Here is a 21,736-nt window from a genome sequence, read left to right as displayed (position 1 = left end):
GCGCTGGATGCGCCGTGTCGTCGTCGCCGCCGCGCGGGCGCGGCGGCTGCATGCGGCCCCGTCGCGACGGGGCGCGGTACGCGATACGTCAGTCGGCGACGTCGATGCCGCTCAGCACCTTGATCACCGGCGGCAACGCGAACCAGTCGGCGGATTTGTCGCGGAACGCGACGAAGTACGGGCTCGCGAGGTGCGCGTCGAACGCGGCCTGGTCGTCGTAGACTTCGAACAGATGCAGGTTCGGCGAGCCGCCCTCTTCGCGGAACAGGTCGTATTGGCGATTGCCCGGTTCGGTCCGCGTCTTCGCGACCATGCTGCGCAGTTCGGCCTCGACGGCTTGCGCGTGTTCGGGTTTCGGAAACAGCGAGGCCATCACGTAGAGCGCCATGATTTCTCCTTTGAAAAAGCGATCGACAACGTAGCGGGTCGACGTCTTCCGGCGCCGGTCCGCGAATGCGTGGAACGGTTACACGAGTTCGTCGGGGCCGACGCGCACGACGACCTTGCCGAAGTTCTTGCCGGCGAGCAGGCCGATCAGTGCGGCCGGCGCGTCGGTCAGGTCGGGGATCACGTCCTCGAGCACCTTCACGCTGCCCTGCGCGACCCATTCGCTCATGTCCTTCAGGAACGGCGCATAGCCGGTCGCATAGTAATCGAGGATGATGAAACCCTGCATGCGGATGCGCTTGCTCAGGATCGTCGTCATTAGCTTCGGCAGACGATCGGGGCCGGCCGGCAGCGCGGTGTCGTTGTAATGCGCGATCAAGCCGCACACCGGCACGCGCGCGTGGTTGTTGAGCAGCGGCCAGACCGCGTCGAACACGGCGCCGCCGACGTTCTCGAAGTACACGTCGATCCCGTTCGGGCAGGCAGCCTTCAACTGGCTCGCGAAGGCGGGATCGCGATGGTCGATGCACGCGTCGAAGCCGAGCGTGCCGGTCACGTACGCGCATTTGTCGGCGCCGCCCGCGACGCCGATCACGCGGCAACCCTTCAGCTTCGCGATCTGGCCGACGACAGCGCCGACCGCACCGCTCGCGGCCGCGACGACGACCGTTTCACCAGCCTTCGGCTCGCCGATCGTGAGCAGCCCCGTATACGCGGTGAATCCGGGCATGCCGAGCACGCCGAGCGCGCGCGACGGATGCGGGAAATCGCGGCCGAGCGGAATCAGGTCGCTGCCGTCGGACAGCGCATAGTCCTGCCAGCCGCCCGCCGCGACGACGAGGTCGCCCTCGCGGAACGCCGGCAGGTTCGACGATACGACACGGCTGATCGTGCCGCCGACCATCACGTCGCCAAGTTGCACGGGCGGCGCATACGACGGCGCGTCGCTCATCCGGCCGCGCATGTACGGATCGAGCGACAGCCATACCGTGCGCAGCAGCACCTGCCCGGCGCCGGGCGTCGGCACGTCGCCGGTTTCGAGGCGGAAGTCGTTGGGGGTGGGCGCGCCGACCGGGCGCGAATTGAGGACGATACGGCGGTTTGCGGTCTTGCTTTGCGACATATGAGCCTCCGTCAACAAGGATGCGTGTGCACGCACGCGATCGAATCAGGAAAGGACGAGCGGACTACGCGCGATCCACGATGCGCTGCGATCGCCCCGCTGCCCTTGCGGGCGCGGATGCTGCGAGGGCAAAAACGGGGGAGGAATCGCGATCGCCATGAGTAGACCAGTCGTCTAGTGTGATAGGTAAAAACAAGGCGCGCCGCAGCGCGCCCGCTTATGTCCGCGCCTCGTCGGGCGCGGACGGCGGCAGGTTCAGCAGCTGCCGCGTCGCGGCCATCGCGGTTTCGAGCGGCTTGCGGTTGCGGTGGATCTTCTCCAGCAGCGTCGCACCGAGCCACAGCTCGTACAGCAGCGCAGCGGTGTGCGACGGATCCTCGATGCCGCGCAGCGAACCGTCCGCGAGGCCGGCCTCGATGCATGCCGCCAGCCGTTCGACGATCTGGCTCGTGCCGCGCCGCAGTACCGCGCGCATCGCCTCGGAGAGGTCGGACACTTCCGCGCCCAGCTTCACCGCGAGGCACTTGCCCTCGGGATCGTCCGCGCACTGCGTGTGCAGCCAATTGCTCCAGTACGTCATCATCCGCTCGGCGCCCGTGCCGGGCTGGCGCTCGAACAGGTTGTCGAGATGCTCCAGGTAGCCTTCGAAATACGACTCGAGCAGCGCTTCGCCGAACGCCTCCTTCGAGCCGAAGTAATGGTAGAACGACCCCTTCGGGATGCCCGCCGCAGCGAGAATCTCGTTCAGACCGACCGCCGAAAACCCCTTGTGGAGCATGATCGGCTTCGCGATATTGAGGATGTGCTGGCGGACTTCCGCGCCCGAGGATGCATTCATGATGGCGTATGGTAGCAGCGATTAGACCGGTCGTCTAACGGCGTTGAGGCGACGGTTCGCGCGTTGCAGTTTGGTCGCCTTGTGGGTCGCCGTGAACGTTGGCCTGCTGCGGTTTGTTTAGCCTCATGCCGGTTTGGGCACGCGGCGCCGCGCGATCGGTTTTGTGGGGCGTACGGCCGACATCGGCCGGATCGGGCCGCGACGCGCCGTCACGCGCGATGCCGACGCCCGCTCGGCACGCAGCGCGTCGAGCTCGGCGGCGCTTGCCGCCTGTGCAGCGCGTGCACCGTCGAGCTGCCCTTCCAGTACGCCGCAGCGATGCTGGCTGTCGGCAAGCTGCGCCTGCAGCGCGCCGATTTCGCGGCGAAGGTGTGCGTCGCGCTCGTCGGCGCGCGCGTTCGTCGCGTCGAGTTCCTTTTGCAGTCGTGCGGCCGCCTGCCGCTCGCGATCGATTTCCTGCAGCGCACGCCGCTCCGACGCGCGCAGACGCTCTTCCGCCCGGCTCGCATCGTCGCGCAGCCGATCGAGCTGTGCGGTGAAGTCGGCGCGCGCCTGGGCGAGCGCGCGATCGCCTTCCGCGTTATCGGCCTTCAGGCGTTCGATTTCGGCTTGCTGGGCGCGGCGCGTGGCGTCGTCGGCCGCCCTCGCCTGCTCCAGCTCCTGAATCCTCACCTGTGCCGCGAGCAACGCGGCCGTGCGCTGCTCGAGCGCGGTTTCGGTGCGGGCCAGCTCCGACTGCAAGGCGGCGACTTCGGCCTTGGCCGCTGCCCGTTCGGCTTCGACTTCGGCGCGCAGTGCGTCGAGCGCGGCGGCCGCATCGGCCGACGATCGGCTCCACAACGTCGCGACCAATTCTCCGGCGGCGGCCTGCAAGTCGGCCGGCAGGTCCGGGTGTTCGATGCGCACGCGGCTCTTTTCCCTCAATTCGGCCCAGAACTCGCCGAGTACGGCCGTCGGCGTGCTCATGCTGCCTTTGCGGACGAGTTGATACAGACGGTTCGCAGTCGGCGTGATGCCGAAGCGGAAGAACAGCAGCGCGCAGACCTCGCGGTAAAGCTCGCGGGTTTTCGGGAAGGCGGCCTTCAGGCGGTCGATTTCGGCGATGAGGCGGGATTCGTCGGCAGTCAGGTCGGACATGGCGGATGCGCGGAGGATTTTCGTGAATAATATAACGTAAACCATTGGATTTTCAATTATTTCGGGCGCAGTATTTGACATTACTTCTATAATGTTGAAATTCGCTATGCCGCTTCGCGCGGCGGTGAGTCCGCATCGACGTCGCCACGGGCGCCTGCTTCTTTTCGCGCCGTCCCAAGGCGTTCGCCGCGCTGCGCTCCGTCATGCGCATGCCACCATCGACCGGTAGCGTTCGAGGCTGCTCCCGATTCGACAGACGAATTCGCCATGCAGCGTCCGGCCCGCGTCACGCCTCATCTCTACACCGCCACTTCCCGCGCCCTCGCCATCGGTCTCGCGATCAACGCCCTGTTGCTCGTGACCGAACTCATCGCCGGATGGGCGGCGCATTCGTCCGGCCTGCTCGCCGACGCGCTGCACGCTGCGGTGGATCTCGCCGCGGACGCGCTGTTACTCGTCGCCTGCCGCATGGATGCACGGCTGCCGCCGGAGCGCCGACCGACGTTCGAGCCGATCGCGCTTGCCGGGCTCGGCGCGTTGCTGGTCGCGACGGGGTTGCAAATGATCTGGCAGGCGGCGACGCACTTCGACACGTCGCCGCGCGTAGCGCCCGGCGCATTGTCGCTTGCACTGGTAGCCGTGACGCTCGTCGGCAAGGTCGCGCTGTCGCGGTGGCTGCTCGCCACGGCGCGGGAAACGGGTTCCGCGCTGCTCGAAGCAAACGGCTGGCATGTGCGCGCCGACGCGTTGTCGGCATTGCTCGCGACGGTCGCGATGAGTGCAGCGTGGGTGGGACTCGGTCATGTCGACGATTTCGCCGCACTGGCGATAGGCGCGCTCGTGATCCGGACCGGCGCGAGTTTCGTTCGGCGCGCGTGCGGGTATTGGCCGGGTCTGGCGGCGTGGGCGAGCCGTTCGATCCGGTGATCGTGACGCCGATACGGACGACGAGCGGCCGGAATCGTTCTGTCGAGGCAGCGCGGCGGACCCAGCACGGCGGCCGCCGTTATCGCACGATGGTGGTTGTATGCGAGCCGCCCACGGCGTCGATTGTCGGCGGCCGAAGCAAGGCACCGGTCGCCGCCCTCCTTTTTTTATTTGATACCGCCGAAACAGTGGCACTTGCTGCGGCTGCCGCAACGGTTTGCGTAGTCCGCTCGGGCAGCCGAGGGTGCCGGCAAGGCCCCACTCGACGATGACGTTGCCGTAAGTCGCTGTTCGCGCGACCGGTCGCGCGAACAGCCGCGAACCGCGGCACGGCGTTTCGTCTCGCTGCATCGCACGCTTCGATCTGACAGGCTATCGTCTGTTTTTGTCGAATACAGGCTGCAGCTTGTATTTTGCCGATACATACCATAGACTGTATTCTTCGATGACAAACGATCGCCTGTATTTCGCCGGAGCGCCCATGTCCTTCCCCGTTCAGACGTTGGCCCAATTGCGCCCGATCCTCGTCGGCTTCCGCAAATCGGCCGGGCTCACGCAGGCGCAACTCGCGGCCCGCCTCGGCGTCACGCAGCAAACGTACGCGCAGCTCGAAGCGAATCCGTCTGCAGTCAGCATCGAACGGCTCTTCAAAGTGCTGAACGTGCTCGGCGTGCGTCTGTCGCTCGATCCGGCCGCTTCGGCCGGTGTCGCGCAAACCGCCGCTACCGCCAACGCTCGTACGCGCGCGAATAGCCGACGCGACTCGACACCGGCCGACACCGCGCCCCTCCCCGATGCACCGGTTGCACCGAACAAACGGCCGGCGCGCCGGCGTTCGTCGTCCGCACCGGCCGCTGCCGGCACGGCTGCAACCGCACCCGCAGCGAAAACGCCCGTCGGCGCCGCCGGCAAACGGACGCCCGCCACGCCGCGCAAACGCCGCGTCGCAAAGCGGGAGGACTGGTAACGATGGTCGTCCGCACCACCCGCCACGATCGCCTCGATCTATGGATGAACGGCATCCCGGTCGGCTATTGGGAAGTCAGGCGCGGCGTCGAGCGCCTCGTCTATCTGCCGACATGGATCGACGATCCGCAAGGGCGACCGCTGTCGTTGTCTTTGCCGTTCACGCCGGGCAACCAGCCGCATCACGGCGCGGTCGTCGCCGGCTACTTCGACAACCTGCTGCCGGACAGTCAGCCGATTCGACGCCGCATCGCGCAACGCTACCGGCTCGGCTCGACCTCGCCGTTCGAGCTGCTTGCGTCGATCGGCCGCGACTGCGTCGGCGCCCTGCAACTGCTGCCGCCCGACGAAACGCCGGTCGACCTCGACACGATCCAAGGCACCGTGCTCGACGACGCGGCGGTTGCCGATGTGCTGCGCCAGTCGACCGCCGCGCCGTTGCCCGGTCATGCGGAACACGAGGCCGACCTGCGGCTGTCGATCGCCGGCGCGCAGGAAAAGACGGCGCTGCTGCGTCACGGCAACCGCTGGCTCGTGCCGTCCGGCAGCACGCCGACGACGCACATTTTCAAGCTGCCGCTCGGACGCGTCGGCAACATGCAGGCCGACATGCGCACGTCCGTCGAAAACGAGTGGCTGTGCTCGAAGATCGTCGCCGCTTATGGCCTGCCGGTCGCCCATTGCGACATCGGCCGGTTCGACGATCAGAAGGTGCTGATCGTCGAGCGCTTCGATCGCCGGCTGTCGCGCGACGGCACGTGGATCCTGCGGCTGCCGCAGGAAGACATGTGCCAGGCGACCGGCACGCCGCCGGCCGCGAAATACGAATCGGACGGCGGCCCCGGCATCGACACGATCATGGGCATCCTCGCGAATTCGGTCGATGCCGCGCGCGACCGGATGAACTTCTTCGTCGCGCAGCTCGTGTTCTGGGTACTCGCGGCGATCGACGGCCACGCGAAGAATTTCAGCATCGCGCTTCTGCCCGGCAACACGTATCGCAGCACGCCGCTGTACGACGTGCTGTCCGCGCATCCGATCATCGGCACGCGCCGCAACCAGCTGGCACCGCGTCGCGCGCGACTCGCGATGGCCGTCAGCGGCAAGAATCGTCACTACGCGATCGCCGACATCCAGCCGCGCCACTGGATCGCGCAGGGACGGCGCGTCGGCCTGTCCGACGACGACGTACGTACCGCGCTCGCCGCCGTCGCGGCGCGCACGGAACCGGTGATTGCCGAAGTCGGCGCACGCCTGCCGGCCGATTTTCCGGCCGATGTCGCCGATGCGATCTTCGACGGCATGCGACGCCAGAGCCGCAAGCTGATCGCCGCGTAGCGCGGCGCGGCGCGGCAGCCTCCCCGCACGCCGCACACGCATCGGCAAAGCGCGGGAAGGCCGCACCGACCGGCCGGGCGCAGCAGGCGGCGCCTGCGTTCAGCTTGCGTCGCGGGCGCGCGCGAGCGCCGCGAGATTGCCTTCGCCGAAACCGTGATGCCCCTTGCGCTGCACGATCTCGAAGAAGATTTCGCCGGGCCGGCGCTTGACGAACGTCTGGAAGAACAGCCGCGGCACGCCGTCTTCCCCGATCTCGCCGTCGATCAATACCGCGCGGCGGCGTAGCGCGTCCAGATCGACGCCGTGCCCCGGCAACCGCCGGTCCACCTCGTCGTAGTAGCGCGCGGGCGGCTCGATGAACTCGACGCCGTTCGCCCGCAACGCGTCGACCGACGCAACGATGTCGTCCGTCGCGAGCGCGATGTGCTGCACGCCCTCGCCCGGATGGTCGGGCAGATACGCGTGCATCAGCTCGGTGCGGCGCGTGCCTTCCTCGTACACCGGAATCCGCAGCGCGCCGCATGGCGACACCATCACGCGCGACTCCTCGGACACGTGCCAGTGCGCATCGATTTCGTGAATCTCGCGGAAGTGCAGCAGATCGTGATAGAAGTCGAGCCACTCCTGCATGCGCCCGGCGCCGACCGTCTGCGTGAAATGGTCGACCTGCTGCAGCCCGGTGCCCGCGAAATCGAGATCGGTGTGCGCGGTGGCGATGTCGATCGGCCGGAAATCGATGTCGAAGATCGAGATGTCGCCCACGCCGCCGCGCTGGCCGTTGCGCCCGCGCCAGCGATCGACGAAGTACAGATGCGAATCGCCGATGCCCTGGATCGCCGGAATCTTCAGCTCCCCGACGCCGACGCGCTCGCCCTCGAACGCCCACGCGCCCAGTTCGATCGCGCGTTCGAACGACCGCCGCGCATTCGCGACGCGGATGCCGATCGCGCAGACGCCCATCCCGTATTCCTCGGCGTAGCGCGCGGCGAACGAGTCCGGTTCCGCGTTGATCAGGAAATGCATCTGCCCCTGGCGATACAGCGTCACGGCCTTGCTGACGTGCCGCGCGATCGCCTTGAAGCCGAGCTGTTCGAAACGCTGCGCGAGCGCGTCCGGCACCGGCGCCGCGAACTCGACGAACTCGAGCCCCGCCATCCCGAGCGGATTGGCGGCCGGATCGTCGACGGGCGGCGTATCGCTGGACAGTGGATGGGGATTGCCGGACATTCCAGTCTCCGAGGGATGCATTCTATGGGGACGAGGCGCGGCGCAACCGCATGTCGGGCCGCCGAGACGGCCGACATCCGCCGGCGCCGGGCGAACTTTCGATGGTGCAGATTTTAACCAGATCGTTCACGGCGGCACACCCTGGCCGAACGGCCAACTGCCGGGGCCGCTCAGTGCAAACCCCAAAAGCGTTCGATAAACGCACGCAATTGAACGATAATCGCGCAACTCGACCGATCGGCCAATTGCCGGCGTGCGGGGCGCGCCCTATTCTCCGTTCACTCATCGACTCAATGCAGCATCGGCGCGGCACCGGCCCGCGAGCCTGATGCGCCCGTGCCAGGAGACATCAACATGACCCCGACCTTCGACACCCTCGACGCCGCTGCCGGCGCCCGGGCACGCACCCAGGCCCGCAAGGCCGCGATCGGCAGCTTCGTCGGCGCCGTCGTCGACTGGTACGACTTCCTGCTGTACGGGATTGTGGCCGCGCTCGTATTCAACGCCGAGTTCTTTCCGAAAGTAAGTCCGACGATGGGGACGCTCGCGGCGTTCGCGACGTTCGGCGTCGGCTTCCTGTTCCGTCCGCTCGGCGGCGTCGTGTTCGGCCATTACGGCGACCGGCTCGGCCGCAAGCGAATGCTCGTGCTGACCGTGATGCTGATGGGGCTGTCGACGGTCGCGATCGGGCTGCTACCCACGTTCGCGACGATCGGCTGGTGGGCGCCCGTGCTGCTGGTCGCGATGCGCGCCATCCAGGGCTTCGCGGTCGGCGGCGAATGGGGTGGCGCGGCGCTGATGGCCGTCGAAAGTGCGCCGAAGCAGAAGAAGGCGTTCTACAGCAGCGGCGTCCAGGTCGGCTACGGCGTCGGGCTCGTGCTCGCCACCGGCATCGTGTCGATCCTGAGCCACACGCTCGGCGACGCCGCGTTCAAGACCTGGGGCTGGCGCCTGCCGTTCGTGTTCAGCATCGTGCTGGTGCTGATCGGGCTGTGGGTGCGCAAGAGCATGGACGAGTCGCAGGAGTTCGTCGAGAAGGTCGAGCACGGCCACCGCAAGCTGCGGCTGCCCGTACTGGAAGCGTTGACGCGTCATCCGAAGGCGTTTCTGCTGATCGTCGCGCTGCGGCTCGCGGAGCTGTTCACGATGTACATCGTCACCGCGTTCGCGCTCAGCTATTCGACGTCGAACCTCGGCATGTCGCGCGATCTGTTCCTGAACATCGGGCTGCTGGTCGGCGCGGTGAGCTGCGTGACGATTCCGTGCTTCGCGTGGCTCGCCGATCGCTTCGGGCTGCGCCGCATCTATCTGATCGGCGCGCTGATCGGCCTTGCATCGGCGGTGCCGTTCTTCGTCGCGCTCGAGTCGCGGTCGATCGCGTGGATCGTGCTGTTCTCGATCCTGCTCGCGAACGCGGCGCACGACATGGTCGTCAGCGTCCAGCAGCCGCTGTTCACCGAACTGTTCGGCGCCGAGTATCGCTACAGCGGCGCGGGCGTCGGCTACCAGTTCGCGAGCGTCGTCGGCGGCGGGTTCACGCCGTTCATCGCGGTCGGCCTCGTCAGCCTGGCCGGCGGCTCGTGGCACCTCGTCGCCGGTTATCTAGCGGCCGGCTGCCTGATTTCGCTCGTGGTGGCAGCGCGGATGCGGGCTGCGCAGTGATCGCTTTGCGATAACGCGACGGCCGGCCCTGATCGTGGCCGGCCGCTGCTTTTTTGCTCGCCGGCGGCGCGCGCCTCGCAAGTGCGGCGCAACGTGCAATGCAGCAGTCAAACACTGTCAACCCGCAGGCAGATAGCGCCTTTTCCCGTCCGAACCCTCCACGCCCTGCGCCGACCAATGGCATCATATGGGCCTACGTCAGCCACCGATACGCCCCCATATCATGTCGAATCTCATCGTCCACGGCGGCACCCCGCTGCGCGGGGACATCAAGCCGTCCGCGAACAAGAACGCCGTCCTGCCGATCCTCTGTGCGACCCTGCTGACCGACCAGCCGCTACGGCTGATCGGCGTGCCGGACATCACCGACGTGCGCAAGATTCTCGATATCTTCCGCACGCTCGGCAGCGACGTGTCGGTCGATTTCACGACCGGCCTGCTCGAACTCCATCACCGCAACACGACGTTCGACCCGGCCGTCCATCGCCTGCCCGAGGCGATGCGCTCGTCGATCATGCTGATTCCGCCGCTGCTTGCGCGCTTCGGCGTCGCGCGGCTCGAGAACGACGTGAAAGGCTGCACGCTCGGCGTGCGCGAAATCGATCCGCACGTCGAGGTGTTCGAGCGCTTCGGCGCGCACATCGAACGCACGTCCGACTCGCTGATCGTGCGTGCGGACGGCCCGCTGACGGCCAACGATCACTGGCTCGACTATGCGTCCGTGACGACCACCGAAAACTTCGCGCTGTGCGCGACCGCGGCAAACGGCACGTCGACGCTGATGAACGCGGCGTCCGAGCCGCACGTGCAGGAGTTCTGCCAGTTCCTCTCGATGATCGGCGTCGCGGTCGAGGGCATCGGCACGTCGCGGCTCTGCGTGACGGGCGGCAGCAAGCTCGGCGGCGGCGAGTTCCGCTTCGCCGAAGATTTCCACGAGATCGCAACGTTCCTCGCGCTCGGCGCGATCACCGGCGGCGACATCACCGTGCGCAACTCGTCGCCCGAACACTTTCCGCTGATCGACCGCACGTTCGCCAAATTCGGCGTGCAAGTCACGCACCGCGACGGCTGGTCGCGCGCCGAGCGCGACGGCCCGCTGCGCGTGCGCCGGCCGTTCACGCAGAACATCCTGACTAAGGTCGAGGCCGCGCCGTGGCCGTACCTGCCGGTCGATCTGCTGCCGATCTTCATCGCACTCGGCGTGCGCGCCGAAGGCAGCGCGATGTTCTGGAACAAGGTCTACGACGGCGCGCTCGGCTGGTCCGGCGAGTTGTCGAAGTTCGGCGCGCACGTGCTGCTGTCGGATCCGCACCGGCTGATCACGTTCGGCGGGCTGCAACTGACGCCGGCGCGTGTCGAGAGCCCGTACATCATCCGCGTCGCGATCGCGCTGCTGATGGTCGCCGCGAGCATCGAAGGCCGCTCCGAAATCATGAACGCGCTGCCGATCCGGCGCGCGCATCCGCGTTTCGTCGAGAACCTGCGCTCGGTCGGCGCGAATGTGGAGTGGACGAGCAGCGAGTAATGCAATGCAGGATGCGGCGCGCATGAGGTTCGTGCCGCATCCGGTTGTCACGTTCGATCGGCGGTGACGTGGCGCTTCATGCCGCGGGCTATCGGCGAGACGCTAGGATCGTCCGACCGGCGGCATCACAAAAAGTCGCTCGTCCCATACGACGGGTCGCGGATCGGTCGCGACAATGCGCGCTGCGTCAGGATGCGCAGGATTCACCAGTACGTTGAATTCTGCCCGTGCGACGACCGACGGCACGACCAGGACCGCCGTGCGAGATTCCGCCAACCATGCATCGCCGAAGCGCCGTGCGGGTTGCGGCGCTGCCGCGTCCCATCCTGCCGGCAACGTATCGGCGGTGTGGCGTTCGACGACGATGTCCTCGGGAACCGTCGCTTCGACCCATCCATGGGTCTTCGGCACCTTGCCGATACGGGCGTGCACGAGCACTTCGAGCATCGCGCCGGCAAAGGTCAACGCCGCGTAGATGACCGGGCGGCCCGGGCTGTTGAAGCGGCCGCCGACCAGCATCGCGCCGGTACCGCTCCAGATCGTGTTCCGCGCGTCGGCGATGCGAAACAACTTCATGCCGGCAGCCCATAGTGCAGCTTCCAGAGCACCTCTTCGACGCGGCGCGCGCCGAGCTCGGTCAGCGCGACGTCGAGCGGCGTTCGCCCCTCGAGTTCGGGATGCGGCGTCGACAGGAATTCCCGAGCGTCCTCTTCATCGTTCCAGACGTAGGTAGTCGTCGCGACGATTCGCGCCAGGCGTTCGGTCTTTTCGGATTCGTCTTGCGTCAGCCGATCGCGGCGGCGTTTGTAGGTCGCCTCGGGGATGATGCGCGCGAGCAGCGCGCGTCTGGCGTCCGCGCCTTGCGTCGCGTGTTCGACGCCCGCCCGCAACGCGGACTTCGGCAGCCCGTCGCGCACCCGCGCTTCGAGTTCCGCAAGCGTATGGGGCACTGGTTGAAGCCCCATGACATCGGCCACGGCTTCCGGGGTAACGAGTAGCATGGGCAACTCCGATTGGTATCAATTGATACCAAATCATACACCACTTGATACTCGCTGCAATCAAGGCCGTTCCGCGCGCGTGTCGCGATACGGACGTCGCTGGATACAGCTCGCAACCGTATTGCCGCGATAACGCGGCCTGCCAATCTGTCCGGATGGACGCCGCCCCGTGGCCCGACATGCCATTGCTGGACAAATCTGCGCGATAATCGCCCAATTCCGCGCGATCACCGCGCATACAGTCACCGCCCTCCGACGATGAAAAAGCCCGAACTCGACCGACGCGACTGGATTGCCGGCCTCGAAAAAGGGCTGGCGATCCTCGAAGCGTTCGACAGCCAGCATGCGCGCATGACGCCGACCCAGGCCGCCGCGCGCACGGGCCTGACGCGCACGGCCGCGCGGCGCTATCTGCTGACGCTCGAATCGCTCGGCTATGTCTATACCGACGGCAAGCTGTACGGTTTGACGCCGCGCGTGCTGCGCGTCGGCTGGTCGTATTTCGATTCCGCGCGGCTGCCGCGCACCGTGCAGCCGTATCTGCAGCAACTGAGTGCGTCGCTGAACGAATCGGCCTACGTCAGCGTGCTCGACGAATGGGAGCTGGTGTTCATCGCGCGCAACGGCGTGTCGCGCGTGATGACGACGGGCTTCGTGCTCGGCGCGCGTGTGCCGGCGCCGCTGACGTCGCCGGGCGTCGTGCTGCTCGCCCATCATCCGGACCGCGAAGCCGTGCGCGCCTGGCTCGACCGCACCGAACTGCCGCCGTTCACGCCGCATACGATCACGAACAAGGCGCGTCTGCTCGAACAGGTCGATCGCGCGCGCGACGCCGGTTTTGCGGTGATCGAGCAGCAATTGCAGGTCGGCGTGCGCGGGATCGCGGTGCCGCTGAAGAACCGTCACGGCGAAGTCGTCGCCGCGCTGAGCACGAACATGCCGATCGGCGCGGAAACGACCGAAGCGGCCGTGCGGCGCGTGCTGCCGTTTCTGCAGGAAACCGCGCTCGCGATGCTGAACGTGCTGTAACGCGCGTCCGATGCGGCCGCGTCGAACGCGTCAGCCGATCCGCCACCAGCGCGGCAGCAGGTTGCGCACCTCGCGTCGTCGATAGCGGTCGTCGATCAGATGGACGACGCCTTCGTCCCGTTCGGTGCGAATCACGCGCCCTGCCGCCTGCACGACCTTCTGCAGCCCCGGATACAGATACATGTAGTCGTAGCCGTTGCCGAAACGTGCGTCCATCGCACGCCGCATCTGCTCGTTGACGTCGTTGACCTGCGGCAGTCCGAGCGTCGCAATGAACGCGCCGATCAGTCGTTCGCCGACGAGATCCACCCCTTCCGAAAACGCGCCGCCGAGCACCGCGAAGCCGACGCCGCGGCCGCCGGCATCGAAGCGCGCCAGAAACGCGTCGCGTTCGCTCTCGGCCATGCCGGGCGCCTGCGCCCACACGGGCACGTCCGGATGCCGCGCCTGCATCAGCGCGACCACGCGCTGCAGATAGTCGAAGCTGCTCAGAAAGCCGAGATAGTTGCCGGGACGCGCCGCATACTGCCCGGCGATGAGGTCGGCGATCGGCTCGAGCGACCGGTCGCGGTCGCGCCAGCGTGTCGACACGTGGCTCGCGACGCGCACGGTCAGCTGCTCCGCGCGGAACGGCCCGTCGACGTCGAGCCACCCGGTATCGGCCGGCAGCCCGAGCGTGTCGCGATAGAAGTGGAACGGACTGAGCGTGCCCGAGAACAGCACGGTCGCACGCGCGGCGTCGTAGCGCGGTGCGAGGAAGCCGGCGGGGATCACGTTGCGCACGCACAGCGTCGATTGCACGCGGCGCCGGCGGCCGGCCGGCACGACGCCGTCGAGCGCCGGCTGACGCGGGACCGGTTCGCCGTGCAGCGTCGCGTCGAAGATCGACGCACTGTCGAACGCGTCGGCCAGCACGCCGAACTGGATCGCGTCGAAATGAAAGCGCAGCAATGCGTCGCCGTTCGCGCGCGGCGCGTCAGCCAGATACTCGCCGACCGCGGCGACGAGATTCTGCACGGCCGACACGATCGGCCCCGGAATCTGCGGATACGCGGCATAACGCGCGGTCTGTGCGCGATTGAGCGTGCCCCACGCGCGCGCCAGCCGGTCGAACGCCTTGCGCAGCGGCGCCGGAGCCGCATCGCGCGCGGCGGCGAACGCAAACGGATCGAGCGACGCGCTGTACATCTTGCGCGCGCGATCGAGCAGGTTGTGCGCCTCGTCGACGAGCACGCCGACGCGCCACTGGTTCTGCTGCGCGAGCGTGTACAACATCGCGCTGCCGTCGTAGTAGTAGTTGTAGTCGCCGATCACCATGTCGGACCAGCGCGCGAGCTCCTGCGCGAGGTAGTACGGACACACGTCGTGCGCGAGCGCGGCCGCGCGCACCGTATCGCGATCGAGCAGCCCGGCGTCGATCGCCGCGTCGCGCGCGGCCGGCAATCGGTCGTAGAAGCCGCGCGCGAGCGGACACGCGTCGCCGTGGCACGCGGGGTCGGGATGCTCGCACGCCTTGTCGCGTGCGACCAGTTCGAGCACGCGCAGCGGCAGCGCGGGCGTGCCGGCGCCGAGCGTCGTCGCGGCCTCGAGCGCGAGCGCGCGTCCGGGCGTTTTCGCGGTCAGGAAGAACACATGATCGATTTCGCCTTCGCCGCACGCCTTCAGCAGCGGAAACACGGTGCCGAGCGTCTTGCCGATGCCGGTCGGCGCTTGCGCGATCAGGCAGCGTTCGTCGCGCGCGGCACGATAGACGGCCACGGCAAGCTCACGCTGCCCGCTGCGAAACTGCGCATGCGGAAACGCGAGCGCACGCAGCGCCGCATCGCGCGCGCTGCGATGCGCGGTCTCGCGCTCGGCCCAGCCGACGAAGCACGCGCATTGCTCGGCGAAAAACGCAGCGAGCGCGTCCGCGCTCAGCGTTTCGGTCAGCACGGTCTCGCGCTCGGAGACGATGTCGAAATAGACGAGCGCGACGTCGATCTGCGCGAGGCCGCGCGCCGCGCACATCAGATGCCCGTACACCTTCGCCTGCGCCCAGTGCAGCGCGCGATGGTTCGCGGGCATCGCGTCGAGGCTGCCGCGATAGGTCTTGATTTCCTCGATCCGGTTCGACACCGGATCGTAGCCGTCCGCCCGGCCGCGCACGGTCAGCACGCCCCACGTGCCGCTCAGCGCGATCTCGGTTTCGTAGCCCGCGCCGCGCTTCGACGTGACCGCGCCGTGGCCGGCGATGCCTTCGAGCGCGGTCGGCGCGGGCGTGAAACGCAGGTCGAGATCGCCGCGCCGCGCGGTGAACTCGCACATCGCCCGCACCGCGACGACGTAGCTCACGCGGACCACTCCATCGCGGCGGCGCCCGCGTGCGCGACGCGCGCGTCGGCCCATTCGACGTCGACGACGCGCACCGGCATCCCGTGCGAAATGCAATAGGCGAGCCAGCGCGTCTGGTTGTCCTGCAGGCGGTCGCCCGGGCCTTTCACTTCGATCAGTTCGTAGCGGCGCTCGTCGGGCCAGAAGCGCACGAGATCGGGCAGCCCCGACCGATTGCCGCGAATGTCGGCGAGCAGGCGGACGAACCAGAGCCGCAGATGATCGGCCGGCAGACACGCGAGCGCCTGTTCGAGCAGTTCGTCGGTCAGCACGCCCCAGAACACGAACGGCGACTGCAATCCCGCTTTCGTCGCGTAATGGCGGCGGATCGTGTCGCGATACGCGCCCGATTCGAGTTGCGCGAAGCACGCGGCAAACGCGTCCGCGCGGCGCGCGGCGAAATCGGGTGCGTGGAGATCGGCGGGGCCGCGCTGGAACGGATGGAAAAACGCGCCGGGTACGGCCGCGAACACGGGCTCCCAGCACAGCAGCCCGAACAGCGAATTGATCAGCGTGTTTTCGACGTAGTGGACCGGTGCTTCAGGCTGCGCGAGGTGATCGCGCACGACGTACTCGACGCTGGCCGGCACGTCGGGCCGCGCGAGCACGAGCGTTTCGCGCGGCACCGCAGGCGCCGCGGCCGCGCGCTCGACCGGCCGGCCGAGGCGCCGCTGCAGGCGCGGCAGCATGCGTTCGACGCGCTGACGCTCCTCGTCGCTTTCGTACGCGCCGCGTGCCTCGAGCGCGAGCGCGAACGCATCGGCGTCGCGTCCGCCGCGTTCGAGCACGCGAATGCGGCGATGTCGGCTGCCGGGCCACGCGCTGCGGGCATAGGCGTCGAGCGCGCCGTCCCAGTCCGCGCGGCGTTCGCAGGTCTGCCCGAGCGCGAACAGCAGCTTCGCGCGGCGCGTCGCGAGCCACGGCTGCTCCGCGCAGTCGATCGCGTCGATCGCAGCGAGCAGCGCGTCGAACGGGCGATCGTCGGGCCATGCGTCGAGCGCCTCGCGGCACGCGTGCAGCGCGAGATACGCGTCGACGTCGCCGCGTTGCCGGAACGCACGCGACGACGGCCCGAACGGTACGGTTTCGTACTGGAACACGCCGAGATCGGCGAGCACGAACTCGCTCCAGTCCTGATGGAGATTGCCGAAGAACATCAGCCGCAACCGGTCGCAGAGCGCGCCGACCGTCACGCGCAGCACGCGATCGCCGCTCGTCGGGCACCACGCGTCGAGCGTCTGCGCGATATCGTGTGCGGGCCGCAAGCGCTCGAGCCAGTCCGCCTTGCGTTCGGCCGCATGCGCGGCGAGCGACGGAAACGTCTGCAGCAGTTCGGCCTTCGTCGACAGCGCGAACAGCGTGTCGAGCGTCAGTGCCGGCGCCGGATCGACCCACCCGCATTCGACGAGCGGCGCCGCGGCATCGAGCGGGCAGCCGATCTCGTCGTAGACCAGCTTGCTCGCGCGGAAATCGGGCCCGTTGCGCATCAGCATCCGCACGAGCAACGCGCGCGACGCCTGCGGCAGCGTCGCGAAATGCCGAAGAAACGCGTGCTCGGCCGCGTCGAGCAGGTCGTCGTAGCGCTCGCCGAGCCAGGCGAGCGCGCGTTCGAAGTTGGTCAGGTAGTAAAAGGCCGGCGGCTGCGGCGAGGATGGCGTCACGGAGTTCGATCACTGTACGTTTGTACAGGTCCGAATCATAGCAAATGTGACGGCCGCGCCGCACGCGCGGACCCACCGCGCGGCGCGGCTAGAAGCGGTAGTTGACCGACATGTCGAACACGCCGTTCGTCGATTGCTGCGTGATCGGGCTGCGGGCCGCACGGCCGACCAGCTGCTCGATCGCACCGTCCATCGTCACGAACCAGTGCTTGTTCACGAACCAGACCATCGTCACGCCGGCGCCGACCGACTTGATTCCGGCGCGCGACGAATACACCGGCAGCCCCGAACGCGCGGACGCGCCCTGGTTCACGCCGAACCAGCTGTTCATGTAGCGCGAGTCGGCGAACGAGACGGTCGGCCCGGCGAACCAGAAGAAGTGTTCGTTGCTGCCGGGCATCGGCATGTACGCGGAGAAGTCGCCGACCCAGCCGTTCGAGCCGCCGATGCTGCGTCGCACGTCCGCGCGCAGCACGAGCGGGAAGTCCTTCGACACCACGTAGTCGGCCGACAGCTTCATCACGGGGGCCGCGTTGATGTTGTCGAGCCCGTTCAGATGCGCGAGATCGTCGGCCGAACGACGCCCGAGGTCGTATCCGACCGACAGGCTCACGCGCCAGTTCGGGCCGCGCAGCACGTTCGCGCCGAGCCCCTCGCCCGTCGACAGGAAGAACAGGTCGCGATAGCGCACGTCGAGGTTCGGGCCGCCCATCACGCGATAGCGGTCGGAGCCCGCATAGCGCGGCTGCAGCGTCATCGCGGCGCCGACACTGACCTGCCAGGTCGGCATGGTCGGCTCGTACAGTTTCTGAAGCGGGACGCCCGCCGAGTATTGCCACTCGCCGAGCGGCGAAGGCGTCTGGGCCGACGCGTCGCGTGCGCCCGCGATCGCGAGCGCCGCGCAGGCGGACAGGCCAAACACGAATCGGCGTGAGCCGGGTGACAGCAACGGGCGCACAGGGGCCATGAAGTCTCCGTCGGTTCGCAAAGGAATGCTTGATGAAGGACGCAGCGTGCGCCGGCCGCTGCCTGCGGGCAGCAGCCATGCGAACGTAGCGTCCGCTGAATTAATGAACATCCTACCCGCGCGGCGCACGGCCGCAAAGCGCCCGTCGAGTGCGGGCACCTTGCCTTGCGTCCATGCGGCGCGCGGTACTCAGAAGCGCTCGACGTGATAGTCGGCGCCGGGCGCGGCGGGGTTGCGCTGCGCCATCATCTGCGAAAAGCTGTCGCCGAGACGGCCGAGCGCGAGCTGCTTCTGACTGGCATCCCAATGCGTGAAGGCGTCGTACGCGGCATCGTCGAACGAGACGGTGACCGCAGCCGGCCGTCCGCTCGCATGAAAACCGATGTGCAGCACGCCGCCCGGTAGTTCCTCGATCTGATAACGCAGCGAGCGCGATTCGAAATAGCGGCCCAGCACCTGGGCGATCGCGCGCTTGTCGGGCGATTGCACGTGAATGTCCATGAGGGTCCTCCTTTCAGCGATCGCGCGGCCGGCTGCGGCGCACCGCCTCCGCCCGGCATCCGCATCGGCGGCGGCTGCGACGGCGGATCGCCCTGCGGCGGGCCCGTGGGAACGGGCGGATCGACCGGATCGTCGTGTCCGGGCGTCGGGGGCTCCGGGTAGTCGTCGGGCGTCGGTTCGGGACGGTGCAGCATGGATGGCGTCTTCATGACTCTCCTGCGCGACGGCTCGCGCGTGTCAATGGCGCGGCGACTTACGCAAGCAGCGTGCCCGGACGCGGCTGCCCGTGTTTGCCGGGCCGCGAATCCAGCCGCTCAGTCGGCGTATGCCGCCATCACGAGCCACATGGTGCGCCCTTCCGCCGCGAGCTGCACGGCGAGCGCGTAGCGGTCCGACGGCCGGCAGCATGCAGCGAGTGCGCGCTGCGCGCTCTCGGGGCCGTCGTAGATCGTGTCGTCGAGCTGGCGGACTTCGTCCTTGCCGTCGAACATCCGGCGCTCGGGCCGGTAGATCAGCGATTCGCGCTTCCAGGTCGCGAAGCGTTCGCGCACGTGGCTGAAATCGCCGCCGCAGACGTTGGCCTCGTAACGTATTCTTTCCGTGGGTGCATTCATCGCGTTGTCCTCTCGTCCACGCCGGCCGCGGCGCGCATTGCGCCCGCGCTGCCGGCCGCAGCGGCCCGCAAGGGCCATGCCGTCGCCGGCGCGCAGGCACGCCCGTTGCGGCTTTCGTCACGAAAAGGAGGTTCGACCATGACCGTTCACGCCACCGGCAGCCGCGACGCCGTGTCACCGGCCGCCGGCCCGCTCCGCGCTCTCCCCGCGTCGCGCAAGCCGTCCGACGACAAGACGGAAGAACGCATCGACGAGGGACTCGAGGAGACGTTTCCGGCCAGCGATCCGCCCGCCGTCGGCGGCGGCACGCGCGTCGACCCCGCGAAACCGTCCGGCGAACGCGCGCGTCGCACGCCGGATGTCCCGTCCCCGCCCCGCGATCACGGCTGACGGCGGCACCCGGCCCGCATGCGCGGCAGCGTGTCGTCGGGCCGGCAATCCGGAGCAGATTGATGAAACGCATTGAACGCAGGTGGCATGAAATCAGCGGCGCAGCCGGCGTCGCCGCACTGGCCGCAATCGAAAGCGCAGTGGTGTTCGCGATCGTCGCGATCACCGGCGTCGGCCACTGAGGTCCGCCGCGCTGCCGCGCGGCCGGCCGTGGAAGATGTACAAGCAGGCTGGCAAATTTCTCCGTCCCGCGACGGGCGCGGCGCCATGCGCGCCGCATGCAGCCGGCACGCACCGTGCTCGTTTGCCCGTTCAGCCGCCCGGACCCGAAGGAGACGTTCATGTATCGCGTCAACGAGATCATGTCGCGCGACGTGGTGTGCGTCGCACCGACCGACACCATTCGCCATGCGGCCGAACTGATGCAGCGGTTCGACATCGGCGTGCTGCCCGTCTGCGATCACGGCGAGCTGGTCGCGATCGTGACGGACCGCGACATCGCGGTACGCGCGCTCGCGCACGGCCGCTCGCCCGACACGCCGGTGCGCGCGGTCGCGTCCGAGCCCGTGCAATGGTGTACGGAAGACGAAGGCGTCGGCGACGTGCAGCAGCGCATGGCCGACGTGCAGCTGCACCGGATGCCGGTGCTCGACCGGCACCGCCGCGTGGTCGGCATCGTGTCGCTCGGCGACATCGCGACGCGCGCTGGCGGCCCGGCGCGAGACGAACTCGTCAACACGCTCGAGGACGTGTCGCTGCCGCGTCGCCATTGAGCCGGCGATCGCCGCTGCCAGCGGCGCGTCGACCACAGCCGACGAGGTGGCCCGCCACGCCCGCCGCGGCCGATGCCGTTCGCTTCGAACTTCGCACTTCGAACAGGAGGTACGCGATGACAGCCGACAGACAACCCGCCGAAGGCGCCCGCATCGTCGGCCGCGCCGGCCGGCGCTCGAACGGACCGGGGCCCGACGTGATGGCCGCCGGTACGCTGCAAGGCGACCGCGTCGTGACGACGGACGGCGACGACATCGGCAAGATCGCCGACATCATGCTCGATGTCCGATCCGGCCATATCGCGTACGCGGTCGTATCGTCGGGCGGCCTGCTCGGGATCGGCGACAAGCTGCTCGCGGTGCCGTGGAACCGGCTCACGCTCGACGCCGAGCGCCGCTGTTTCGTGCTGCCGGTCACCGCGGAGCGCGTGCGCGATGCGCCCGGCTTCGACAAGGACCACTGGCCGGCGATGGCCGATGCGACCTGGGCCGAGACCGTCCACGCGTATTACGGCAGCACGCCGTACTGGGTCATCGAGGAAGGCGAAACGGCGATCGATTCGCCGCCGTACGAAGCATCGCCGGGCGGCCCGGAAGACGAAACGCGGCGTCGCTAGCGAATGGGCGCGCCGGCGCGTGCCGGCACTCGCGCATGGCCGCCATCAGCGCGCGCCCGCAACGGCGTTCGCGAGCGCGCGTGCAGCGGCAAGATGATTTTTGAGCATCGGCAGCGTGCGCGCGGCGAACGCACGCAGTTGTGCGTCGTGTCCGTCGCGCGCCTCTGCTTCATACGCGCGGATCGCCTCTTCGTGTGCAGCGGGCCCCGCGAGTTGCACGTACGCGTGGTCGAACGCAGGGCCGCTCAGCGTGCGCAGCGTGTTCAGCGCCGGATCGACGAGCATTCGCGTCTGGACCGGTACGCCCTTGTCCGCGCCGAGCCGGCGCAGTTCGCGCGCGATCCGTTCGTGTTCGTCGATCATCCTTCGCGCGAACGCCTTGACCTCTGCGTTCGACGAACGCTCGGCCGCGAGCTCGCTCGCGAGCAGTTCGGTCTTGCCGAGCATCGCGGCCTTGTCGACGAACTCCGCATCGATGCCGGACGGCCGGCGCGCCATGTCGGCCTCGTCGCCGGTCGGCGCGGGGCTCACGACGCCGGGCGCGACGTGCGCCGACGACGCGGGCGAAGCCTCTGCCTCTGCCGAGGCCGCCGTCAGCAAGCCCACCGCCGCTAGCCCCACCGCACACGCCGCATATCGCGCACGCCGCCGGACGCGCGGCCGCGCCCAACGCCACGCGGCTG

At 68.2% G+C, this 21,736-nt stretch carries 22 protein-coding genes; 9 read left to right on the top strand and 13 right to left on the bottom strand.

The window, feature by feature from the left end; all coding sequences use genetic code 11:
- Positions 1–88: 88 nt before the first annotated feature.
- The 4 genes from HMPREF3115_RS26600 to HMPREF3115_RS26585 form a co-directional block, all read right to left on the bottom strand.
- Positions 89–388: a putative quinol monooxygenase gene (locus HMPREF3115_RS26600; RefSeq protein ID WP_070556784.1), complete on the bottom strand. Its 300-nt coding sequence runs from the start codon at positions 386–388 to the stop codon at positions 89–91.
- 78 nt (positions 389–466) lie between these two features.
- Positions 467–1,510 carry an NADP-dependent oxidoreductase gene (locus HMPREF3115_RS26595; protein ID WP_070556782.1) on the bottom strand — a complete coding sequence of 348 codons (1,044 nt, stop codon included), beginning with the start codon at positions 1,508–1,510 and terminating at the stop codon, positions 467–469.
- 217 nt (positions 1,511–1,727) lie between these two features.
- Complete coding sequence (locus HMPREF3115_RS26590; protein WP_070556781.1) at positions 1,728–2,348, bottom strand: TetR/AcrR family transcriptional regulator; 621 nt, start codon at positions 2,346–2,348, stop codon at positions 1,728–1,730.
- Positions 2,349–2,471: 123 nt separating this feature from the next.
- Positions 2,472–3,485 (bottom strand): DNA-binding protein, encoded by a 1,014-nt coding sequence (locus HMPREF3115_RS26585; RefSeq protein WP_035487677.1) that lies wholly within the window; start codon positions 3,483–3,485, stop codon positions 2,472–2,474.
- A gap of 267 nt (positions 3,486–3,752) precedes the next feature.
- On the opposite strand from HMPREF3115_RS26585, the gene HMPREF3115_RS26580 reads away from it, so the two are divergent.
- The 3 genes from HMPREF3115_RS26580 to HMPREF3115_RS26570 all read left to right on the top strand — a co-directional run bounded on the left by HMPREF3115_RS26580 (position 3,753) and on the right by HMPREF3115_RS26570 (position 6,716).
- Positions 3,753–4,412, top strand: coding sequence for a cation diffusion facilitator family transporter (locus tag HMPREF3115_RS26580; protein ID WP_070556779.1), 660 nt, complete (start codon positions 3,753–3,755; stop codon positions 4,410–4,412).
- A gap of 481 nt (positions 4,413–4,893) precedes the next feature.
- Positions 4,894–5,379: a helix-turn-helix transcriptional regulator gene (locus HMPREF3115_RS26575; protein WP_006403534.1), complete on the top strand. Its 486-nt coding sequence runs from the start codon at positions 4,894–4,896 to the stop codon at positions 5,377–5,379.
- A gap of 2 nt (positions 5,380–5,381) precedes the next feature.
- On the top strand, positions 5,382–6,716 hold the full coding sequence (locus HMPREF3115_RS26570; protein ID WP_070556777.1) for a type II toxin-antitoxin system HipA family toxin: 1,335 nt from the start codon (positions 5,382–5,384) through the stop codon (positions 6,714–6,716).
- Positions 6,717–6,815: 99 nt separating this feature from the next.
- Here HMPREF3115_RS26570 and HMPREF3115_RS26565 read toward each other — a convergent pair whose 3' ends face one another.
- Positions 6,816–7,943, bottom strand: coding sequence for a 4-hydroxyphenylpyruvate dioxygenase family protein (locus tag HMPREF3115_RS26565; protein WP_006403536.1), 1,128 nt, complete (start codon positions 7,941–7,943; stop codon positions 6,816–6,818).
- A 354-nt stretch (positions 7,944–8,297) separates the two neighbouring features.
- Between HMPREF3115_RS26565 and shiA the strand changes: the two genes are divergently transcribed.
- Positions 8,298–9,605, top strand: coding sequence for a shikimate transporter (gene shiA, locus HMPREF3115_RS26560; RefSeq protein ID WP_006403537.1), 1,308 nt, complete (start codon positions 8,298–8,300; stop codon positions 9,603–9,605).
- Between the two features lie 223 nt (positions 9,606–9,828).
- On the top strand, positions 9,829–11,130 hold the full coding sequence (locus tag HMPREF3115_RS26555) for a UDP-N-acetylglucosamine 1-carboxyvinyltransferase (RefSeq protein ID WP_070556775.1): 1,302 nt from the start codon (positions 9,829–9,831) through the stop codon (positions 11,128–11,130).
- Positions 11,131–11,232: 102 nt separating this feature from the next.
- Here the strand turns inward: HMPREF3115_RS26555 and HMPREF3115_RS26550 are convergent, their stop codons facing one another.
- Together HMPREF3115_RS26550 and HMPREF3115_RS26545 are read right to left on the bottom strand one after the other, a co-directional pair.
- A complete protein-coding gene (locus tag HMPREF3115_RS26550; RefSeq protein ID WP_070556773.1) occupies positions 11,233–11,706 on the bottom strand; it encodes an RES family NAD+ phosphorylase in 474 nt (157 codons plus the stop codon).
- Complete coding sequence (locus tag HMPREF3115_RS26545) at positions 11,703–12,131, bottom strand: antitoxin Xre/MbcA/ParS toxin-binding domain-containing protein (protein ID WP_053298539.1); 429 nt, start codon at positions 12,129–12,131, stop codon at positions 11,703–11,705. Before HMPREF3115_RS26545 ends, HMPREF3115_RS26550 begins: the two co-directional genes overlap by 4 nt.
- 258 nt (positions 12,132–12,389) lie before the next feature.
- Here HMPREF3115_RS26545 and HMPREF3115_RS26540 point away from each other — a divergent pair, with 258 nt between their 5' ends.
- On the top strand, positions 12,390–13,160 hold the full coding sequence (locus HMPREF3115_RS26540; protein WP_006403543.1) for an IclR family transcriptional regulator domain-containing protein: 771 nt from the start codon (positions 12,390–12,392) through the stop codon (positions 13,158–13,160).
- 30 nt (positions 13,161–13,190) lie between these two features.
- On the opposite strand, the gene HMPREF3115_RS26535 is transcribed toward HMPREF3115_RS26540, so the two are convergent.
- The 5 genes from HMPREF3115_RS26535 to HMPREF3115_RS26515 form a co-directional block, all read right to left on the bottom strand.
- Positions 13,191–15,491, bottom strand: a complete 2,301-nt coding sequence (locus HMPREF3115_RS26535) for an ATP-dependent DNA helicase (RefSeq protein WP_070556795.1) — start codon at positions 15,489–15,491, stop codon at positions 13,191–13,193.
- Positions 15,488–17,191: a VRR-NUC domain-containing protein gene (locus HMPREF3115_RS26530; RefSeq protein WP_070556772.1), complete on the bottom strand. Its 1,704-nt coding sequence runs from the start codon at positions 17,189–17,191 to the stop codon at positions 15,488–15,490. The genes HMPREF3115_RS26535 and HMPREF3115_RS26530 overlap by 4 nt, the downstream gene beginning before the upstream one ends.
- Positions 17,192–17,279: 88 nt before the next feature.
- Positions 17,280–18,317, bottom strand: coding sequence for a MipA/OmpV family protein (locus HMPREF3115_RS26525; protein ID WP_371089516.1), 1,038 nt, complete (start codon positions 18,315–18,317; stop codon positions 17,280–17,282).
- Between the two features lie 30 nt (positions 18,318–18,347).
- On the bottom strand, positions 18,348–18,659 hold the full coding sequence (locus HMPREF3115_RS26520) for an ATP-binding protein (RefSeq protein WP_006397065.1): 312 nt from the start codon (positions 18,657–18,659) through the stop codon (positions 18,348–18,350).
- 314 nt (positions 18,660–18,973) lie between these two features.
- Positions 18,974–19,273, bottom strand: coding sequence for a hypothetical protein (locus HMPREF3115_RS26515; protein ID WP_006403550.1), 300 nt, complete (start codon positions 19,271–19,273; stop codon positions 18,974–18,976).
- A 138-nt stretch (positions 19,274–19,411) separates the two neighbouring features.
- On the opposite strand from HMPREF3115_RS26515, the gene HMPREF3115_RS26510 reads away from it, so the two are divergent.
- The 3 genes from HMPREF3115_RS26510 to HMPREF3115_RS26500 all read left to right on the top strand — a co-directional run bounded on the left by HMPREF3115_RS26510 (position 19,412) and on the right by HMPREF3115_RS26500 (position 21,053).
- Positions 19,412–19,663: a hypothetical protein gene (locus HMPREF3115_RS26510; protein WP_070556768.1), complete on the top strand. Its 252-nt coding sequence runs from the start codon at positions 19,412–19,414 to the stop codon at positions 19,661–19,663.
- A 341-nt stretch (positions 19,664–20,004) separates the two neighbouring features.
- Positions 20,005–20,436, top strand: coding sequence for a CBS domain-containing protein (locus HMPREF3115_RS26505; RefSeq protein WP_035488124.1), 432 nt, complete (start codon positions 20,005–20,007; stop codon positions 20,434–20,436).
- A 116-nt stretch (positions 20,437–20,552) separates the two neighbouring features.
- Positions 20,553–21,053 carry a PRC-barrel domain-containing protein gene (locus tag HMPREF3115_RS26500; RefSeq protein ID WP_006413678.1) on the top strand — a complete coding sequence of 167 codons (501 nt, stop codon included), beginning with the start codon at positions 20,553–20,555 and terminating at the stop codon, positions 21,051–21,053.
- Between the two features lie 45 nt (positions 21,054–21,098).
- Here HMPREF3115_RS26500 and HMPREF3115_RS26495 read toward each other — a convergent pair.
- Positions 21,099–21,736 (bottom strand): DUF4142 domain-containing protein (locus HMPREF3115_RS26495; protein WP_256276442.1); only part of this gene is annotated, 638 nt, incomplete at its 5' end.

This window comes from Burkholderia sp. HMSC10F09 (assembly GCF_001806955.1).
GTDB lineage: Bacteria > Pseudomonadota > Gammaproteobacteria > Burkholderiales > Burkholderiaceae > Burkholderia > Burkholderia multivorans.
Note: the sequence above shows the minus strand (reverse complement) of the source record. Positions and strands in the feature narration are given on the sequence as shown.

Excerpts from the sequence above, each read along its gene's own strand:
- HMPREF3115_RS26600 (WP_070556784.1), bottom strand. The coding sequence starts at position 388 with ATGGCGCTCTACGTGATGGCCTCGCTGTTTCCGAAACCCGAACACGCG.
- HMPREF3115_RS26595 (WP_070556782.1), bottom strand. The coding sequence starts at position 1,510 with ATGTCGCAAAGCAAGACCGCAAACCGCCGTATCGTCCTCAATTCGCGC.
- HMPREF3115_RS26590 (WP_070556781.1), bottom strand. The coding sequence starts at position 2,348 with ATGAATGCATCCTCGGGCGCGGAAGTCCGCCAGCACATCCTCAATATC.
- HMPREF3115_RS26585 (WP_035487677.1), bottom strand. The coding sequence starts at position 3,485 with ATGTCCGACCTGACTGCCGACGAATCCCGCCTCATCGCCGAAATCGAC.
- HMPREF3115_RS26580 (WP_070556779.1), top strand. The coding sequence starts at position 3,753 with ATGCAGCGTCCGGCCCGCGTCACGCCTCATCTCTACACCGCCACTTCC.
- HMPREF3115_RS26575 (WP_006403534.1), top strand. The coding sequence starts at position 4,894 with ATGTCCTTCCCCGTTCAGACGTTGGCCCAATTGCGCCCGATCCTCGTC.
- HMPREF3115_RS26570 (WP_070556777.1), top strand. The coding sequence starts at position 5,382 with ATGGTCGTCCGCACCACCCGCCACGATCGCCTCGATCTATGGATGAAC.
- HMPREF3115_RS26565 (WP_006403536.1), bottom strand. The coding sequence starts at position 7,943 with ATGTCCGGCAATCCCCATCCACTGTCCAGCGATACGCCGCCCGTCGAC.
- shiA (WP_006403537.1), top strand. The coding sequence starts at position 8,298 with ATGACCCCGACCTTCGACACCCTCGACGCCGCTGCCGGCGCCCGGGCA.
- HMPREF3115_RS26555 (WP_070556775.1), top strand. The coding sequence starts at position 9,829 with ATGTCGAATCTCATCGTCCACGGCGGCACCCCGCTGCGCGGGGACATC.
- HMPREF3115_RS26550 (WP_070556773.1), bottom strand. The coding sequence starts at position 11,706 with ATGAAGTTGTTTCGCATCGCCGACGCGCGGAACACGATCTGGAGCGGT.
- HMPREF3115_RS26545 (WP_053298539.1), bottom strand. The coding sequence starts at position 12,131 with ATGCTACTCGTTACCCCGGAAGCCGTGGCCGATGTCATGGGGCTTCAA.
- HMPREF3115_RS26540 (WP_006403543.1), top strand. The coding sequence starts at position 12,390 with ATGAAAAAGCCCGAACTCGACCGACGCGACTGGATTGCCGGCCTCGAA.
- HMPREF3115_RS26520 (WP_006397065.1), bottom strand. The coding sequence starts at position 18,659 with ATGGACATTCACGTGCAATCGCCCGACAAGCGCGCGATCGCCCAGGTG.
- HMPREF3115_RS26515 (WP_006403550.1), bottom strand. The coding sequence starts at position 19,273 with ATGAATGCACCCACGGAAAGAATACGTTACGAGGCCAACGTCTGCGGC.
- HMPREF3115_RS26510 (WP_070556768.1), top strand. The coding sequence starts at position 19,412 with ATGACCGTTCACGCCACCGGCAGCCGCGACGCCGTGTCACCGGCCGCC.
- HMPREF3115_RS26505 (WP_035488124.1), top strand. The coding sequence starts at position 20,005 with ATGTATCGCGTCAACGAGATCATGTCGCGCGACGTGGTGTGCGTCGCA.
- HMPREF3115_RS26500 (WP_006413678.1), top strand. The coding sequence starts at position 20,553 with ATGACAGCCGACAGACAACCCGCCGAAGGCGCCCGCATCGTCGGCCGC.